Source organism: Enterococcus sp. SB12, from assembly GCF_030910025.2.
Classification (GTDB): Bacteria; Bacillota; Bacilli; order Lactobacillales; family Enterococcaceae; genus Enterococcus_B; species Enterococcus_B faecium.
Map to the genome: position 1 here is coordinate 179,168 of NZ_CP175675.1, position 16,554 is coordinate 195,721.

The 16,554-nt window shown below is 39.8% G+C and carries 15 protein-coding genes and 1 pseudogene; 10 read left to right on the forward strand and 6 right to left on the reverse strand.

Annotation, left to right across the window (positions count from 1 at the left end):
* Positions 1 to 35 precede the first annotated feature (35 nt).
* From acpS to RBL01_RS00900, 3 genes are read left to right on the forward strand one after another with little or no spacing between them, the layout of a single operon-like run.
* Positions 36 to 386, forward strand: a complete 351-nt coding sequence (gene acpS, locus RBL01_RS00890) for a holo-ACP synthase (protein ID WP_002296554.1) — start codon at positions 36 to 38, stop codon at positions 384 to 386.
* A gap of 15 nt (positions 387 to 401) precedes the next feature.
* Entirely contained in the window at positions 402 to 1,523 is a 1,122-nt protein-coding gene (gene alr, locus RBL01_RS00895; RefSeq protein ID WP_002294207.1) for an alanine racemase, read from the forward strand.
* Between the two features lie 10 nt (positions 1,524 to 1,533).
* Positions 1,534 to 1,896, forward strand: coding sequence for a type II toxin-antitoxin system PemK/MazF family toxin (locus RBL01_RS00900; RefSeq protein ID WP_002289874.1), 363 nt, complete (start codon positions 1,534 to 1,536; stop codon positions 1,894 to 1,896).
* 175 nt (positions 1,897 to 2,071) lie between these two features.
* Here the strand turns inward: RBL01_RS00900 and rpsN are convergent, their stop codons facing one another.
* Positions 2,072 to 2,341, reverse strand: coding sequence for a 30S ribosomal protein S14 (rpsN, locus tag RBL01_RS00905; RefSeq protein WP_002293413.1), 270 nt, complete (start codon positions 2,339 to 2,341; stop codon positions 2,072 to 2,074).
* 189 nt (positions 2,342 to 2,530) lie between these two features.
* On the opposite strand from rpsN, the gene RBL01_RS00910 reads away from it, so the two are divergent.
* The 3 genes from RBL01_RS00910 (at position 2,531) to RBL01_RS00920 (ending at position 8,750) form a co-directional block, all read left to right on the forward strand.
* On the forward strand, positions 2,531 to 3,478 hold the full coding sequence (locus RBL01_RS00910) for an NADP-dependent oxidoreductase (RefSeq protein ID WP_002319466.1): 948 nt from the start codon (positions 2,531 to 2,533) through the stop codon (positions 3,476 to 3,478).
* Positions 3,479 to 3,783: 305 nt separating this feature from the next.
* Positions 3,784 to 6,453, forward strand: coding sequence for a YhgE/Pip domain-containing protein (locus RBL01_RS00915; RefSeq protein WP_002319467.1), 2,670 nt, complete (start codon positions 3,784 to 3,786; stop codon positions 6,451 to 6,453).
* A 473-nt stretch (positions 6,454 to 6,926) separates the two neighbouring features.
* Complete coding sequence (locus RBL01_RS00920) at positions 6,927 to 8,750, forward strand: APC family permease (RefSeq protein WP_002294202.1); 1,824 nt, start codon at positions 6,927 to 6,929, stop codon at positions 8,748 to 8,750.
* A gap of 141 nt (positions 8,751 to 8,891) precedes the next feature.
* Here RBL01_RS00920 and RBL01_RS00925 read toward each other — a convergent pair.
* Positions 8,892 to 9,032 (reverse strand): annotated as a pseudogene (locus RBL01_RS00925) (transcriptional regulator); the annotation flags it as partial.
* A 519-nt stretch (positions 9,033 to 9,551) separates the two neighbouring features.
* On the opposite strand from RBL01_RS00925, the gene RBL01_RS00930 reads away from it, so the two are divergent.
* The 3 genes from RBL01_RS00930 (at position 9,552) to RBL01_RS00940 (ending at position 10,770) form a co-directional block, all read left to right on the forward strand.
* Positions 9,552 to 9,815: a type II toxin-antitoxin system Phd/YefM family antitoxin gene (locus RBL01_RS00930; RefSeq protein ID WP_002294199.1), complete on the forward strand. Its 264-nt coding sequence runs from the start codon at positions 9,552 to 9,554 to the stop codon at positions 9,813 to 9,815.
* Entirely contained in the window at positions 9,815 to 10,081 is a 267-nt protein-coding gene (locus RBL01_RS00935) for a Txe/YoeB family addiction module toxin (RefSeq protein ID WP_002319468.1), read from the forward strand. Before RBL01_RS00930 ends, RBL01_RS00935 begins: the two co-directional genes overlap by 1 nt.
* A gap of 200 nt (positions 10,082 to 10,281) precedes the next feature.
* Entirely contained in the window at positions 10,282 to 10,770 is a 489-nt protein-coding gene (locus RBL01_RS00940) for a mannosyl-glycoprotein endo-beta-N-acetylglucosamidase (RefSeq protein ID WP_002296561.1), read from the forward strand.
* A gap of 541 nt (positions 10,771 to 11,311) precedes the next feature.
* Here RBL01_RS00940 and RBL01_RS00945 read toward each other — a convergent pair.
* Genes RBL01_RS00945 through RBL01_RS00960 form a run of 4 tightly spaced genes read right to left on the reverse strand, consistent with a single transcriptional unit; the run spans position 11,312 to position 14,714 of the window.
* On the reverse strand, positions 11,312 to 11,983 hold the full coding sequence (locus RBL01_RS00945; RefSeq protein ID WP_002319469.1) for an ABC transporter permease: 672 nt from the start codon (positions 11,981 to 11,983) through the stop codon (positions 11,312 to 11,314).
* Positions 11,980 to 12,897, reverse strand: coding sequence for an osmoprotectant ABC transporter substrate-binding protein (locus RBL01_RS00950; RefSeq protein WP_002319470.1), 918 nt, complete (start codon positions 12,895 to 12,897; stop codon positions 11,980 to 11,982). Before RBL01_RS00950 ends, RBL01_RS00945 begins: the two co-directional genes overlap by 4 nt.
* On the reverse strand, positions 12,894 to 13,535 hold the full coding sequence (locus RBL01_RS00955; RefSeq protein WP_002319471.1) for an ABC transporter permease: 642 nt from the start codon (positions 13,533 to 13,535) through the stop codon (positions 12,894 to 12,896). Before RBL01_RS00955 ends, RBL01_RS00950 begins: the two co-directional genes overlap by 4 nt.
* 3 nt (positions 13,536 to 13,538) lie before the next feature.
* Positions 13,539 to 14,714: a betaine/proline/choline family ABC transporter ATP-binding protein gene (locus tag RBL01_RS00960; RefSeq protein ID WP_002294192.1), complete on the reverse strand. Its 1,176-nt coding sequence runs from the start codon at positions 14,712 to 14,714 to the stop codon at positions 13,539 to 13,541.
* Positions 14,715 to 14,906: 192 nt separating this feature from the next.
* Between RBL01_RS00960 and queA the strand changes: the two genes are divergently transcribed.
* Positions 14,907 to 15,938, forward strand: coding sequence for a tRNA preQ1(34) S-adenosylmethionine ribosyltransferase-isomerase QueA (gene queA / locus RBL01_RS00965; protein ID WP_002296565.1), 1,032 nt, complete (start codon positions 14,907 to 14,909; stop codon positions 15,936 to 15,938).
* Positions 15,939 to 16,554 lie beyond the last annotated feature (616 nt).

The window sequence follows — 16,554 nt, forward strand, 5'->3', positions numbered from 1 at the left end:
AGAGTGTTCTAAATTTATTGAAAAGAGAAAAGCATATGATAAAAGGAATTGGGATCGATGCAGTCGAACTTCCTAGGATCACTCGGCTGATCGAAGAAAAACCAAAATTCATTGCACGAATCTTGACCTCTGATGAAATGAAACTATTCCAGTCCTTGCCTTTTCATCGCCAAGTAGAATTTTTAGGCGGGCGTTACGCTTGCAAAGAGGCTTTCTCTAAAGCTTGGGGAACTGGGATCGGAAAAGTTACCTTTCAAGATGTCGAGATTTTAAAAAATGAAAATGGTCAGCCTGTTGTGACGCGTTCACCTCATGAAGGCAATGTATGGGTCAGTATTACTCATACAAATGAAACAGCTTTTGCACAAATTATTTTGGAAGACTAGAAAGAAGGAAAAACGATGGTTGTCGCTTGGCACCGCCCAACGAAAGCAGTGATACATAAAAAAGCTATAACTGAAAATGTAGCAAATGAAGTTGCAAGACTTCCGCAAGGAAAAGAATTGTTTGCAGTAGTAAAAGCGAACGGATACGGTCATGGAGCTATTGAAACAGCTGAGGCAGCAGTTGCAGGTGGAGCTTCGGGCTTTTGTGTTTCAAATTTAGATGAAGGAGTCGAGTTGAGAGAAGCTGGATTTACTCAGCCCATCCTTATCTTGAATATGGTTCCTTACGACGCACTGACTGTAGCTGTTGCTCATGATTTATCAGTAACTGCAGGTACACGGGAATGGTTGCAGGCAGCAGCTGCTGTTTTAGAGAAAAGTAAGCTAGAGACGCCTCTTTCGATTCATCTAAAAGCAGACACTGGGATGGGTCGTATCGGATTTTGTACACCTGAAGAAGTAAAAGAGGCAGCTGCATTCATCAAAGAAAGTCGTGTATTAGAATGGGAAGGTTTATTTACCCATTTTTCTACAGCAGATCAGGCAGATGATACATATTGGAATCTGCAAAAAGAACGCTTTATAGAAGTGCTGAAAAAACTTCCCGAACTTCCTCGATATATACATGTCAGCAATAGTGCAACGGCTTTATGGCATGATGAAACAATCGGCAATATGATTCGTTATGGAGTAGCAATGTACGGACTTAATCCCTCTGGGCACGCACTACCGGAAGTTTATCCATTGCAGCCAGCACTTGAGCTGGTTTCTGAATTGATTCAAGTCAAAAAACTCCCAGCAGGTGAAGGAATCGGCTATGGAGAAACATATATCACTCCTGAAGCAGAGTGGATCGGAACGATACCGATCGGTTATGCAGATGGCTGGCCACGAAAGATGCAGGGTTTTTCTCTATTGGTAGAAGGGAACTACTGTGAAACGATTGGGCGTGTATGTATGGATCAACTGATGATCCGATTGCCTCAAGAATTTCCTGTCGGAACAAAAGTGACGCTTATCGGCAAAAATGCAGACAAAGAAATCACTATGCAGGATATAGCAGATCAATTAGGTACGATCCACTATGAAGTGGCTTGCGGATTAGGACAGCGGATACCAAGAGAATATCAAGAATAAGGAGGATCCTATGGTAAAAAGAGGAGATATTTATTTTGCTGATCTTTCTCCAGTCGTGGGATCGGAGCAAGGCGGAACACGCCCAGTTTTGGTTATTCAAAATAATCTAGGTAACCATTTTAGCCCGACGATCATTGTTGCGGCCATAACGGCAAAAATGGCTAAACCTAAGCTTCCGACTCATATTGGGATCAAAGCTACTGGAACAGGAATAGAAAGAGACTCCGTTATCCTGTTGGAGCAGATCAGAACGATCGATAAATCAAGATTGAAAGAAAAGGTCTGCCATTTGGATCGACCCATTATGGCAGAAGTTGACCGAGCATTGAAAATTAGTGTGGGTATCGAAGCACTGACTCCTGTTACTAAATAAATATAGCGAAGTAACCATGCAGCCTTTACATATAAAAAAGGACCAGCTGTGCGTAAAAAAAGATACGTCTGCTTCTAGTACCAGCATTTCTGCTAGAAGAAGCGAACGTATCTTTTTTGATGATCCAAGGAGTGGTCCATGCGCCCTCCTCCTTTACATTACAGCCAGACTTGGATTACCAGCTGGCTTTTTTTACTCCTGGAATCAAACCTTTATGTGCTAATTCACGGAATTTTATACGGGACATCCCGAATTTACGCATGTATCCGCGAGGGCGTCCATCGATCAAATCACGATTTTTCAATCGTTCTGGACGAGCATCTAAAGGAAGTTTGCGTAAGCCTTCGTAATCTTTTTGCGCTTTTAATTCCTGGCGTAAAGCAGCATAGCGTTCAATCGTTTCTTGCTGTTTTTTTGCTTTGGCAATCTTTGATTTTTTAGCCATCAACAAATTCCTCCAATTATTTTTTATTAGCGTAAATCGTAATCTTTACGCTTTTAGATAAATAATTTAACACGTTTCGCGAAAAAAGACAATTATTTTGTTTTGAATCATGCGCCAAAACGAAAAGACATTTTTTTTGTCAAAATAAAGGCATAAACGTAAACTTAAAGAAAAAGGGAGATGGTGACCATGCGAAGATTTGCAATTAACGGTTACGGAGAAGCACAAGATGTTTTTGAAGAAATCGATGCTCATCCCAGAGAAGTCGGTTCTGGACATGTTCGTGTAGAAATAAAAGCATTCAGTGTGAATCCTTATGATGTTGCCTTGCGTTTAGGAGAAATGAAAGAGATACGAACATTGAAATTCCCTTATGTACCAGGTAATGATGGCGCTGGTATTGTGACAGAGATTGGTTCAGATGTCACAACTGTTCATGTAGGTGATCGAGTAGCTGTCCATGCAGTCGGCGGGACTTACGGAGAAGAAGTCGTGTTGCCATCAGCAAAAGTAGCAAAAATTCCAGATAAAATGAGTTGGGAAGAAGCAGCCGGAATGGTCACGCCAGGAATTACGGCTTATAATCTAATCAACCATTTGACGGAGATCCAGCCGACAGATACTGTAATGATACTAGGAGCATCAGGTGCGGTCGGGTCAAGTCTGATCCAGCTTCTCCATGAAAAGGGAATCCGAATCTTAACCAGTGCATCCAGTAAAAATGAGGAAAAGATAAAAAAATTAGGAGCTTCAGCATTTGCTGCTTATGATAAAACAAATCCAGGTCTGCAATTTGCTGATCAGGCAGACCTTGTAATCGATGCAACGAAAGGAAGTATCAAAGGAGAAACCGGCATCCAGATCATGAAACCAGGCGGCAGGTATGTTGCATTAAATGACCTCCCAGATCTAGATTTGCGGCAAAAAAAGGAAGGCTTTTATGAATCGTTTGTTCCAAGAAAGGAATATCTAGATGCAGAAGCCTTTGCTGGCATAATCAAAGCCTACCAAAAAGGAGCCTTTCATGTTTTTATTTCAATGAATCTGTCTGCTTCACTTAAGCATGTCATCCAAGCACATCAGCTAGTTGAAGGACATCCTCCTGCTGGGAAAATCATCCTGTCATTCGAAAAATAAGAAATACAGGAATAAAAAACGAAAAAAGCTGAAACATTTTTGTAGGGGCAAAGACAAAAAATGTTTTAGCTTTTTTGCGTATACGTATAATAGATAAAAACTTTGGCATAAAATTATCTTTCCCTTTTATTTCATGATAAAGTAAAGGCTGTAATCCTTAATTATTTCTCAATATGTAAGAGATTACAATGAGACAATTGCCGTGATATGTCCAAAAATTCGACTTTTTTGAAAAAAGCCGATTGAAAAAAGTATGAAATACATGGTAAAGTAATTCAGCTGAAAAAAGAAGAAGGGGGAGAACTATGCAGTCAATCAAAAATACGCTTCGATTATATTTGCTTGACTGGAAACGGATTTTCAAAAACCCGATTGCAACACTTCTGATCATCGCGATCATGATCATCCCTTCGCTATATGCGTGGTTTAACATCAAAGCATTATGGGATCCATATGGAAATACTGGAGAGCTGCCAATTGCTGTTTACAGTGCAGACAAGCCAGCAGAGTTTCAAGGTAAAGAAGTGGCCATTGGGGAGCAAGTCATCGAATCGCTTCATAAAAATAAACAATTAGGATGGCAATTCGTTGATTCAAAAGAACAATTAGAAGACGGAGTCCGTTCCGGAAAGTATTACGCAGGTATTTACTTGCCAAAGGATTTCTCAGAAGATCTGCTGAGTTTTACTAGTGGTGATATCAAGAAACCAAAAATCGAATATACGGTAAATGAAAAAATCAATGCGATTGCACCGAAAATCACCGATAAAGGAGCAAGTTCGATCCAATCGCAAATCACAAATGAATTTATCAAAACAGCCAGTTCGACTTTATTGAAAGTATTCAATGAGATAGGTTACGACATCGATACGAACCTAGTAAGTATCAATAAAGTCAAAGATATGATTTTATCAACAGATGAAAATTTGGACACGATCGACGGCTACACAAAACAAGTCCTCGAATTACAAAGTCAACTACCTGAAATCAAGGAAAAACTGAATAAAGCAAATGAATTCGTGGATTACATCCCTAAAGTAGATGAGATGGGTGAAAAAGTCGTTGCATTGAATGACAAAATGCCTGAGTTGAAAGACCAAGCAAAAATCATCCTTGATTTGCAAGAAAAAATCCCAGAGATCCAAAATGCCGGTAAACAACTAGCAGAGATCGACGGCGATTTTGCTTCGATCCAAGAGACAATGAACCAAGGAATCGATGAAGCAAAACAAGGCTTGACGATCATCCAACAAGTACAGGATATCTTGCCAGATGTGAAAAATTTAGAAAATCAGGCAAGTGATCTAGCAAACCAAACAAAATCAGGTGCCTCTCAGCTGAAAGATGCGATACCAAGCATCACAAACAGCGTAGATGTCACATTGAAGTCAATTGGACAAGTGGCAACAACGACAGGTTCGCTAATTGACTCTATCCAGGTTGGAACTGAATTAACGGATGAGCAAAAACAAGCAATACAAACTATCATTGATGGTATTCCACAGCAACAAGCTACGATTGACAAATTGATTCAGTTTTTGACTGAGTTACAGAATAACGCCGGTAATGATAAATTACAGGGAATTATTGACAAATTGACTCAAGGCAAAACGTTATTGGATGTATTAAAAAACGCCTTGAATACTGCTGTTCAGGCAGGAAGTATCAGTCAAGATCTCTTTAATGAGATAAAACAAGCAGTTTCTAATGTTAATAGTTTAATCAATGGTATTGATGTAAACAATGTCAGCTCTACCGTCACTTCTCTACTAGACCAAGTCATCGATACGATTGGGACTGCACAAGGGGCGCTAAGCAAAGCGGACCAGATCGATTTTGAATCTCTGCTAAGCTCAACGAAAGCAACTGTAACGAATGCAGTGGCAATTTTAGAAAAATATCAAAAAGAAATGCCTGCAATTGGACAAGAAATCCATGATGCCAATACAATGCTGAATGGAAATATGGATACCATCGTCAATGGCATCAATGAAGGGGCAGACCTATACAACAATGAATTACCGATTCTTCAGCAAAAATTAGGATTGGCCGCTGATTTTATCCAAAATGATTGGCCAGCACTAAAAAATGAAATCACCGGTACATTGACAACAGTAAATGAAAAAATGCCAGAGGTCGAAACAGCTGTGAACGCTGCTGCGGACTTGATCAACAATGACTGGCCAAATATCAAAGCTGGCATCCAAAAAGCAGCAGACGCGATCCGAAAAGGCGAACAAGAAGTCGATCTAGGCGAAGTCATCAAATTATTGAAACTAGATGCAACAAAAGAAAGTGACTTCTTTACACAACCTGTTGAGCTACAAACCAATGCGCTTTATCCAATCGCAAATAACGGTTCAGCTAGCACCCCGTTTTATACTGCACTATGTCTGTGGGTCGGCGCTGTTCTTCTTTCAAGTGTTGCTACGACAGAATACTATTTAGGAAAGAAAGACCGAAACAATTTTACGAAACGAGAACAATTCGTTGCTCGTATGCTGACATTTTTGACAATGGCGATTGCGCAAAGCTTGATCGTTACATTAGGGAATATTTTCTTACTAGGAGTATATGTCCAAAATCCGGTCTACAGCGTGTCATTTGCTGTCTTGATCGCCTTAGCGTTCATGATGATCGTCTATGTCTTGGCTGCATTATTCGATAATGTCGGTAAAGGGATCGCTATTATCATCTTAGTACTGTCGATCTCTGGCGGAGGCGGGAACTATCCGATCCAAGTCTCAGGGAAATTCTTCCAAATGATCAATCCGTTCTTGCCATTTACGCATGCGGTAAACTTGTTGCGGGAATCTGCAGGAGGCATTTACTGGCCAAATGCTACGAAAGCAATCTGGATCATGATCGGTTTGTTTGTTGTCTTTGGAATCGTAGGAACGGCAATCTATCCGTTCATCGAAGAAAAAATGACGAAATTCAAAGAAGCGGCGCATGAGAGCCATATTTTTCATTAAAAAAAGAGGTTGTGAAATCAGCGTTTTGACCTGAGTATTAGAGAAAAAAATGGAAAAATAGTTCCTCATATTTTGCCGTTTTTTGAGCTAATGCCGAGGGTCAGCTGATTGAACACCGTTTATCAAGAGGTTGTGACAACTGCGCTATGCTTAGAGTAGTAAGAATGATGGGTAGAAAGCAACCTTACATCTCTCTTTCAAAAGTTAAGATATCAAAAAGGATAGAACTTGATTTTCTAAGTCAAGTTCTATCCTTTTATTATAGAATTCAAAGAAAAAGCCCATAAAAAAATGTTAGATTTTTGCTGTATTAAAGTGTTTGAAAAAGCGCTTGATATTTTTCTGTTTTTTTCCAATTATTTTCTTAAAGTTTATTGACTTTTAAGGTCAGTGAGCGTACTATAACATCTTGTTTACTATAAATTTTCGACTATAAAACTTGAAGTAAAATTGTGTGTAAAGGAGTTTAGAAATTGGATTACTTAAAAAGGTTGTTAGTAGGTAAGCCTTTAAAATCTGCTGAAAATGATGAGCACAAATTAACCCGATTTGCTGCTTTGGCATTATTGTCGTCTGATGCGTTATCATCTATTGCATATGGTACGGAACAAATCGTTGTCGTTTTAGTCGCTTTGTCTGCTGCAGCCATCTGGTATTCGCTACCCATTGCCGCTTTTGTTATTATTTTATTGATTTCATTAACGCTATCATATCGTCAAATCATCCATGCTTATCCTCATGGCGGGGGAGCATATGTCGTCAGCAGTGAGAATCTTGGAAAGAATGCTGGCTTGATTTCCGGTGGCTCTTTATTGATCGACTACATGTTGACAGTAGCAGTATCTGTCTCAGCAGGTGCTGAAGCGATCACATCAGCGGTGCCAGCACTCTACGGTCATCAAGTCGCTATTTCTGTGACAATCGTTTTGCTACTGATGATGCTGAATCTTCGTGGGCTGAGGGAATCTGCATCGTTCCTATTATTTCCGGTGTACACATTTATCCTTGTGATCTCGTTACTGATCGTTGTTGGTTTATATAATATCGTGACAGGTGCTGTGCCATTGCAAGCTACTGCACTTCCAGGAGCGGCTGTGCCGGGTGTTTCTATCGCTTTGATTTTACGAGCATTTTCTTCTGGTTCTTCCTCTTTAACTGGGGTGGAGGCGATTAGTAATGCTGTACCATTCTTTAAGAAGCCAAGAGCAAAAAATGCCGCTGCTACGTTGACGATGATGGCATTGATCTTAGGTTTCTTCTTCGTGGGGATCACATTTATCAACTATTGGTATGGGATCGTTCCTGAAAAAGAAGTCACTGTTTTGTCTCAAATCGGTAAAGCTGTCTTTGGTCATGGTATTTTGTATTACGTCCTTCAATTTGCTACAGCGCTGATTTTAGCAGTTGCTGCCAATACCGGTTTTTCTGCTTTTCCAGTTCTTGCATACAATCTGGCAAAAGATAAATTCATGCCTCACATGTATCAAGATCGTGGGGATCGACTAGGCTATTCCAATGGGATTATCACACTAGCGCTAGGTTCGATCGTATTGCTGTTTATTTTCCATGGCTCAACAGAACGCTTGATTCCGTTATACTCTATCGGCGTGTTCATTCCATTTGCTTTATCTCAAACAGGGATGGTCGTCAAATGGAAAAAAGAAGGAAAAAGATGGTTAAGCAAATCGATTGCCAATATTACAGGTGCGTTCATCTCATATGCAATCATTGCGATTTTGTTTGTCTATCGGTTAGGGGACATTTGGCCTTTCTTCATCATTATGCCAATCGTTATGTTCATTTTTTATAAGATCCATGATCATTATAAAAAAGTAGCAGAACAGCTTCGTTTAGAAAATGATGCAAAACTACATGATTATGACGGGAATACCGTTCTTGTATTAGTCGGGAATGTGACACGGGTAAATATCGGTGCGTTGAATTACGCACGTTCGATCGGTGATTATGTCGTTGCGATGCATGTTTCACTAGATGAAGATGTCGAAAAAGAAAAAGAAATCGAAGCAGAATTTAAAAAGCATTTCCCAGATGTCCGTTTTTCAATCGTCCACTCTTCTTATCGCTCGATTGAAAATCCAATTATCCGTTATGTAGATATCGTAAGTAAAAATGCAGCGAAACAAAACTATACAACTACTGTGTTGATTCCTCAATTTGTACCAAACAGACGCTGGCAGAATATTCTCCATAACCAAACAAGTTTGCGGTTAAGATTGCGATTGTCTTGGCGTGAAAATATCGTTGTCAGCACCTATAGCTACCATTTGAAGAAATAAACCAAGTTTTAAAATCAAAAACAGACCCTCTAGCTCTTAATTGAAGCTAGAGGGTCTGTTTTGTCTTATTCTCAGCTAAAGGTGCCCTCTATAAGCCATTAAAGATGGGAACAGCGTATGAAATGTTATTATTCTTCCTATTTAGCTGTAAAACATTTTGATTTTGATGTCTTGATCATAATTTCCGAATCCTTTGCCAAATAATGTACAGCCTCCTATATTTTCAGCTTCTTCCTTTACCTCGACTCTTAAGTGCCATGTGTCTTCATAAGTAGAAATCTCAGCCTCGTCAAGTGACCATTTTTTGTTACCATAACTCAGTGCCATTTTTAATTGGTGATTCACAAACCCAACGGTCTAAGCAAGTATCAAATCGATAGTGAACATGAATGACAGGAGACGAAAGAGGCAATCATTTTTGAGGCAGTAGAAGACTTGACGGCCAAAATCAGTTTTGAATAACCGTTACAAATCTTTCGTGCGTATCCTCAGGTTATTCAAGATATCAATCAAGTCACACTGCAACGAGGAACCTTCATGTATTGGTGTTGTTGCATAGACTCACAGGCTTTGGATTCGACCTTTGCTAAAGATGATACGTTGTTACCAATTACTTTACGTTTGGCTACCGCTAGTCGTAAAGGAGTAAGAAGTGAGCGTGGACAAAGATCCTCCCTAAAAAGGGGTCTTTTTCTCTATGTAAAAAAGAGGAAAAGTTTGCTGAATTTAAGTGCTTTATTGTATTTTTTGACGTACTTAATCAAGTACGCTATAATTATATCAGAAAAAGGAGGAGAGACAATGGCTAATACAACGATGAATCCTAGCACTGCTCGTAAAAATTTTTATCAGTTATTGAAAGAGGTAAATGAAAATCATACTGAAATCGAGATTATTAGTGATCGTAGTGGAAACAATGCTGTATTGATTGGGCTAGAAGACTGGAGAGCGATTCAAGAAACCCTTTTTCTTGAGCAAACAGGTACTTTAGATAAAGTACGAGACCGCGAAAAAGACGACAGTGGCTTTACGAATATCGATGATATTGATTGGGAAGCTCTTTGATGAGTAACTATACAGTCGCAATCAAAAACTCTGCGAAAGTGGATTTAAGAAAAATCAAGCAAACGAATTTAAAGAAACAATTTGAAGAAGTGATTCAGACATTGAAGGAAGATCCATATATGCCCACGCAGTCTTTTGAAAAGCTGAGACCTACACATGAAGGCAGATATTCACGCAGGCTGAATAGACAGCATCGAGTGGTTTACAAAGTTGATGAGGAAAATAAAGTTGCGGAAATTTATTCTGCCTGGACACATTATGAGTGAAGTGAGAAGAGCCAACCTTTTTAGATAGTTCACAAAGAGTCTCCCCAAAAAGGAGACTCTTTTTTTGTTCTAAAACCAACCTTCTTGGATTTATTGCATGATTTCTTTAATTTGTTCCTATATCTCCACCTTTGAAGGGTCATTGTTTGAGTTTAGGAATGGAATGTTGACGGGTTTATGTAAAACAAGGAGGAAGAAGTGTGACAAGGAAAATCAGTAAAATTGGAGCATCGTTGTTAGTGTTGGCAGTGGCAACGACCATCGATTATCGCCAAAGTGAGGCGAAGACAATTGGAAATGTCGTTTATCGAGAAACAGCCAAAAGTATGTTGAAAAAAGCAATGGACAATCAACCGGAGTCGTCTTATTGGTTCCCAGAGGATTCGTTGGCATGGTCTTTTGGAAAAGATACAGATACGAAATACAATACCAGTGTCGTTCCTTTAGCAGAGCGGGTATCCAAAGCGACATTGCCGAACATGAATGTTACTCAAACGGAAGAAGTCAAAGTCGTGGCGCTTTCGGCCATGAATAGCAGTATCAACGGCAATGCATCACGAGGGATCGATATCTTTTACGCCAATGTCTTTTCTTATTGGCAATATATCGATCAATTGGTTTACGGGGGTGCTCTTCTGGTGAAGGATCATCGTATCGCCAAGTCTAGTTGCGACGGATGCAGTCCATAAGAATCGTGTACCGGTTTTAGGAACCGCAAACCTCCCATGGCGAGAAGCTGGAATGGCTAGATATGTTTTTAGCCAAGGATGAGGATGGCAAGTTCCCGATTGTGTAAAAGATGATCGAAGTTACCGATACGGCAGTCACCAGTTTTGATGATGCAGCTGAAGGCATCGAACAATCGAGGACTGATGGAAAAGGCTTAAATGAAAGCCACGCCAAAGGATGTAAGAATTGATGCCCAATTCAAAGAACAAGCAGACGAGTATTTAGAGATCATGTGGTATGAATTCCATGACGAGTGATGGGAAAATGGATTGGCAAAATGCCTTAGCGGATAAGAAAAAAACTTAGTCGGTGGATGCAGAGATGAACCCGTTGGCAGTATGAAGCTGGAGTATACGGAATGGATAAATAGCTAAGAAAAGCAACTCTTTGCCCATAAGGAGGGAAGAATCAGAGTGGATTATTGCCTTAAAAAATGACAGAACTAAAAAAGCCTTTGCGACCAACAAATGGTCGCAGAAGCTTTTGTTTTTTACAATAACATCAGCGTGATGTACGGCTGGCTGGATCTAGCCGTCTTTCCAAAATACCTAAAAGCCAGTCCGTGATAATCGCCATTAATGCAGTTGGCAATGCACCTGCTAAAATAATCGATGTGCCATCTGTTGCATTGGTTCCTCGGATAATGATATCTCCAAGACCACCAGCACCGACGAATGCACCGATCGCGGTTATCCCGATGGCAACAACTAACGCGTTTCTTATGCCTGCCATGATAACAGAAACAGAGAGTGGTAACTCTACCATGAATAGTCGTTGTCTAGCAGTCATCCCCATGCCTTTGCCGACATCAAGGATGTTTTTGTCTACTTGGATCATCCCGGTATACGTATTCTTGATGATCGGTAAAAGGGAATACAAAAATACAGTAACAATCACGACATTGACTCCCAGGCCTAATCCAATGATTAAAATGGAGATCATGGCTAGAGAAGGGATCGTCTGGATGATATTCGCCAAACGAATCACCCAGTTTGCTAATTTACGTCTCCTAGAAATCATGATCCCAACCGGAATCCCGACAACTGCTGCAAAGAGGACACCATAGATAGAAATCAGGAAGTGACGGATAAATTGTGCAAAGATATAGGAGCCATTTTCCTGGAAATAATAGAAAAATTGTTGAAAGACATTCATTTTATCCAATTGCTTCACTTCCCTTCAAAATAGTGGTTTTCTTGTAAGAAACGTTGTGCTACTACTGATGGTTCCACTAGATTATTATCTGCTTCGTAGTTCAATTCCTGCATTTTTTCCGTACTGATGGTATGACCTAACTTATTTAAGGCTTCTTTTAAATGAGGCGTATCAGCTAATATCTTGTTGTCTACAACTGGAGCAGCATCATATGGTGGGAAGAATTGACGATCATCTTCCAACATGACTAGATCATAACTGGCGATCCGTCCATCCGTAGAGTAGCCAAGAACAATATCCATTTTTCCTGCTTCGACTGCGTCATAAACAAGTCCAATCTGCATAGGTAATATCGAATTGAAGGAGAAGCCATAAGTTTCTTGGAAGCCGTCATAACCGTCTCCTTTACGATTGATCCAAGAAGTATCTACACCAGCTACTAATTCATCCGCTACATTTTTCAGATCGCTGACTTTAGATAGATGGTATTTTTGTGCGGTGTCTTTTCGAACAAGAAAGACATACGTATTTTCAAAACCATAGGACGGGAACCACGTTTGATCGTATCTTTTCTCAAATTCATCTTTCACGGTAGCAAACGCTTTTTTCGGATCTTTTTCAGGAGGAAGGTTCAATGTAGTCGTTAAATCTGTTCCTGTGTAGCGAGCCGCTGAAATTGAAGCATCTCCGTTCACCATCGCTTGATGGTTGATAGTTGTGGTAGCCAGATTGTTGATGATTGCGGTATTTTTATCTGTATAATGTTCAACCATTCCGGCAACTAGGCTTGCTAAGATCTGTGCTTCTGAAGTGATTCCACCTGTGATCGAAATGGTGTCTTCATCTGTATTGCTGGCAAGACCAGGGAAGGAACAACTCGCAAGTATAAGAAGAGAGAAAAGAACCATGGTCATTTTTAGTATACGTTTCATTCTTCATTCTCCTCTCTAAGTGCGATCGGTGTCAGCCGGTTTTCCAAGAGACCTAGAAGCCAATCAGCCAATAGTGCTAAAATTGTTACAGGGATCGTACCTGCCAAAATGAGATCTGGTTGGTAATTATTCAGTCCACTAAAAATCAAATCGCCTAAACCACCAGCGCCGATATAAGAGGCAAGTGTAGCCCATGCAATCACGTAAACGGCAGCTAAACGAATACCAGCCATGATCGTTGGCATAGCAATGGGCAATTCAACGGAAAAAATGGATTGGAACTCAGTCATTCCCATGCCTTTTGCCACATCCCGATAATTCCAATCGACATTTTTCATCCCAATGTACGTATTACGTAAAATCGGCAATAATGAATAAATAAAGAGTGCGATAATCGCAGGTAATTTACCTACGCCAAATAGCGGGATCATCAATGCCAATAAAGCAAGAGAAGGGATTGTCTGCAAGGCACTGGTTAAGCCAATCACAATCGTGGCAGCTTTTGGAAAACGTGTCAGTAAGACACCAAGCGGTACAGCAATGATGATACCAATGATCAAAGCAAGTCCCGAAATATAAAGATGTTCAAAACCTTTTGAGAGAATTTCTGAACCGTGCTGATGAAAAAACTGCTGCATAGGTCAGACCTCCTTAGATTCTTCAGGAGTAGCTGACTCTGCAACATCAGTAGTTGCGGGATCTTCTCCCCAAATCACATCGTAGACGATATCCACTAATGATGCACGAGTCAGGATACCTACGACTTTGTTCTGTTCATCAACGACCGGCACGTATTTCAGTCCGCGTTTTAAAATGCGTTGCAAGGTATCACGAAGATAGGCGGATTCTTTTACGTAAAAAACATGTTTATTCAAAATGTCGCCGACACTGGATACTTTTCCTCGCTTTTTATTCAACGTTTCTACATCGATAAATCCTTTTAATACATTCGAATTATCGGTAACTAACAACGTATCTACACGTTTTTCCCTCATCAGTTTGATTGCTTCTTGTAATGATTTTTCCGGTGTAATCGTGATTGCTGTATTTAGCATAACTTCTCCGACTCTTGTCGCATTTGGCTTGGCTTGTAGTAGGCGATCTTCTCCAATCAACTCTTCTACGAAATCGTTTGCAGGATGACGTAAAATATTTTCTGGTGTATCAAATTGGATCACACGGCCTTCACTCATGATGGCGATACGGCTTGCTAGCTTAATCGCTTCATCCATGTCATGGGTTACAAATACGATCGTTTTTCCCAAACGCTCTTGTAAATCTTTGACAAGGTCTTGCAAAGAATCACGAGTGATGGGATCAAGCGCACCGAATGGCTCGTCCATCAAGATGATATCTTGATTCGCTGCAAGGGCACGAACGACTCCAATACGCTGCTGCTGCCCACCAGATAATTCATGTGGGTAGCGATCTAACATCTCACGGGGCAATTCCACAAGATCAATCATTTTTTCAGCTGTTTTATTCCGTTCTTCTTGACTGACTTTCAACAATTTTTGGACAAGAGTGATATTTTCACGGATCGTCATGTGAGGCATCAATCCAATACTTTGGATAACATAGCCGATCTGACGTCGCAATTCCACTGGATCAATTTCTTGGATGGATTTTCCATCAATCAAAATTTTCCCTTGTGTTGGATCAGTCATTCGGTTGATCATCCGCATCGTCGTCGTTTTTCCGCTTCCGCTCGTACCGATAAAACAAATGAACTCACCCTTTTCAAATGAAAGATTGACGTCCTCTACAGCGACTTTTCCACCTTTATAAATTTTTGACACATTTTGAAATTCAATCATGGTGCCACCTCTTTTTCTATTTTCAATGAAGAACTATCTATTACTAGTATGCCTAAAACAATGAAAAAATACAAATAGGGTAGTTTTTTTATTTAGGAAAACAAAAAATAGAAGTGAAAAAGTGCTGATTTTGCCAACAGAACGAAAAACATGATAGAATGATGAAGCACATGATAGAAAGTGAGTGACGATATGTTAACAACAGAAGATTTTGATTTTGACTTGCCGGAAGAATTAATCGCACAAACACCATTAAAAGACCGCGATCATTCTCGTTTACTTGTTTTGGATCGGAAAACTGGAGAGATGGAAGATAAACATTTCCATGAAATCATTGAAGAGTTACAGCCTGGTGATGCGCTAGTTATGAATAATACACGAGTTCTGCCTGCTCGTTTATATGGAGAAAAACCAGATACTGGTGCGCATTTAGAAGTCCTTCTTCTAACGAATACACAAGGAGATACGTGGGAGACATTGATCAAACCTGCGAAACGTGCCAAAGTTGGGACAAGAATCTCTTTTGGTGATGGCAGATTGCAAGCAGTAGTGAAAGAAGAATTGGAACACGGCGGACGGATCATTGACTTTGAGTATGAAGGAATTTTTCTAGAGATTCTTGAATCATTGGGAGAAATGCCATTGCCTCCATATATCAAAGAACGTCTGGAAGACCCAGATCGCTATCAAACTGTCTATGCGAAAGAAAATGGTTCTGCTGCAGCGCCAACAGCTGGATTGCATTTTACGAAAGAATTACTTGATGAGATCGAAGCAAAGGGTGTTGAATTAGTCTATCTGACACTACATGTAGGGTTAGGTACATTCCGACCTGTCAGCGTAGATAAAATTGAAGAACACCATATGCATAGTGAATTCTACCGTTTGACGGAAGAAGCAGCTGAGCGATTGAACCAAGTACGTAAAAATGGCGGGAAAATCGTGGCTGTCGGAACAACTTCAATTCGAACATTAGAAACGATTGGAACGAAATTTAATGGAGAAATCAAAGCAGACAGCGGATGGACTGATATTTTCATTACGCCTGGCTATGAATTCAAAGTGGTAGAAGCTTTCTCAACTAATTTCCATTTGCCAAAATCGACTTTAGTCATGTTAGTTAGTGCCTTTGCAGGAAGAGAATTGACTTTATCTGCTTACCAGCATGCGATTGAAGAGCGCTATCGTTTCTTTAGTTTTGGAGATGCGATGTTCGTGAAATAAGGTTATGAAAAACCGCTAGTTTTGAATAACAAAAAAGCTTTACAAAGATTTTATGACAAAGAAAAAGCCGAGCTCTCGATAAGCTCGGCTTTCTTGTACCTCGGAAGGATTCAAATAAACAGAAATGATTGTAACTTTCCATCATACATGCAAAGCACGGTGTTGAATTTCTTCATGTTAAACAAAAATTTTGTTTTCGTTACATCTTCAACATTTGAAACATCTCTTGTTCCTATTCAATTTTCAGACGTTTACGTTATTCAATTGTTACGTATCGCATTACTTCTTGTTTCGGATACTTCGTGATCCAAACATCCATACGCATTCACTATTTATAGGTTTGTACTCTACACGCATGTCTGGGTGAAACCTGTACTTCTAACAACTTTGTTTGCTTACACTGTTCTATCGAGAAATTCTTCTGTCTATTTGACGGTATCCTCCTTCCTTACATCTATATAATAGCATCCTTTGGTAGCGTTTGCAAATATAAGCACTTTAAATTTTACGCTTTCTTAACAAATAATCGATAAGCCCTTTATTTGAAGTAAATAAAAAAAGGATGTTATAGTAAAATAAGTACCTTTTTTTGTACGAAGATTTTAAAGGAGGAATA

Excerpts from the sequence above, each read along its gene's own strand:
- RBL01_RS00960 (WP_002294192.1), bottom strand. The coding sequence starts at position 14,714 with ATGATTGAATTTCAAAATGTGTCAAAAATTTATAAAGGTGGAAAAGTC.
- RBL01_RS00900 (WP_002289874.1), top strand. The coding sequence starts at position 1,534 with ATGGTAAAAAGAGGAGATATTTATTTTGCTGATCTTTCTCCAGTCGTG.
- RBL01_RS00955 (WP_002319471.1), bottom strand. The coding sequence starts at position 13,535 with ATGCAGCAGTTTTTTCATCAGCACGGTTCAGAAATTCTCTCAAAAGGT.
- RBL01_RS00930 (WP_002294199.1), top strand. The coding sequence starts at position 9,552 with ATGGCTAATACAACGATGAATCCTAGCACTGCTCGTAAAAATTTTTAT.
- alr (WP_002294207.1), top strand. The coding sequence starts at position 402 with ATGGTTGTCGCTTGGCACCGCCCAACGAAAGCAGTGATACATAAAAAA.
- RBL01_RS00950 (WP_002319470.1), bottom strand. The coding sequence starts at position 12,897 with ATGAAACGTATACTAAAAATGACCATGGTTCTTTTCTCTCTTCTTATA.
- acpS (WP_002296554.1), top strand. The coding sequence starts at position 36 with ATGATAAAAGGAATTGGGATCGATGCAGTCGAACTTCCTAGGATCACT.
- RBL01_RS00935 (WP_002319468.1), top strand. The coding sequence starts at position 9,815 with ATGAGTAACTATACAGTCGCAATCAAAAACTCTGCGAAAGTGGATTTA.
- RBL01_RS00910 (WP_002319466.1), top strand. The coding sequence starts at position 2,531 with ATGCGAAGATTTGCAATTAACGGTTACGGAGAAGCACAAGATGTTTTT.
- RBL01_RS00915 (WP_002319467.1), top strand. The coding sequence starts at position 3,784 with ATGCAGTCAATCAAAAATACGCTTCGATTATATTTGCTTGACTGGAAA.
- queA (WP_002296565.1), top strand. The coding sequence starts at position 14,907 with ATGTTAACAACAGAAGATTTTGATTTTGACTTGCCGGAAGAATTAATC.
- rpsN (WP_002293413.1), bottom strand. The coding sequence starts at position 2,341 with ATGGCTAAAAAATCAAAGATTGCCAAAGCAAAAAAACAGCAAGAAACG.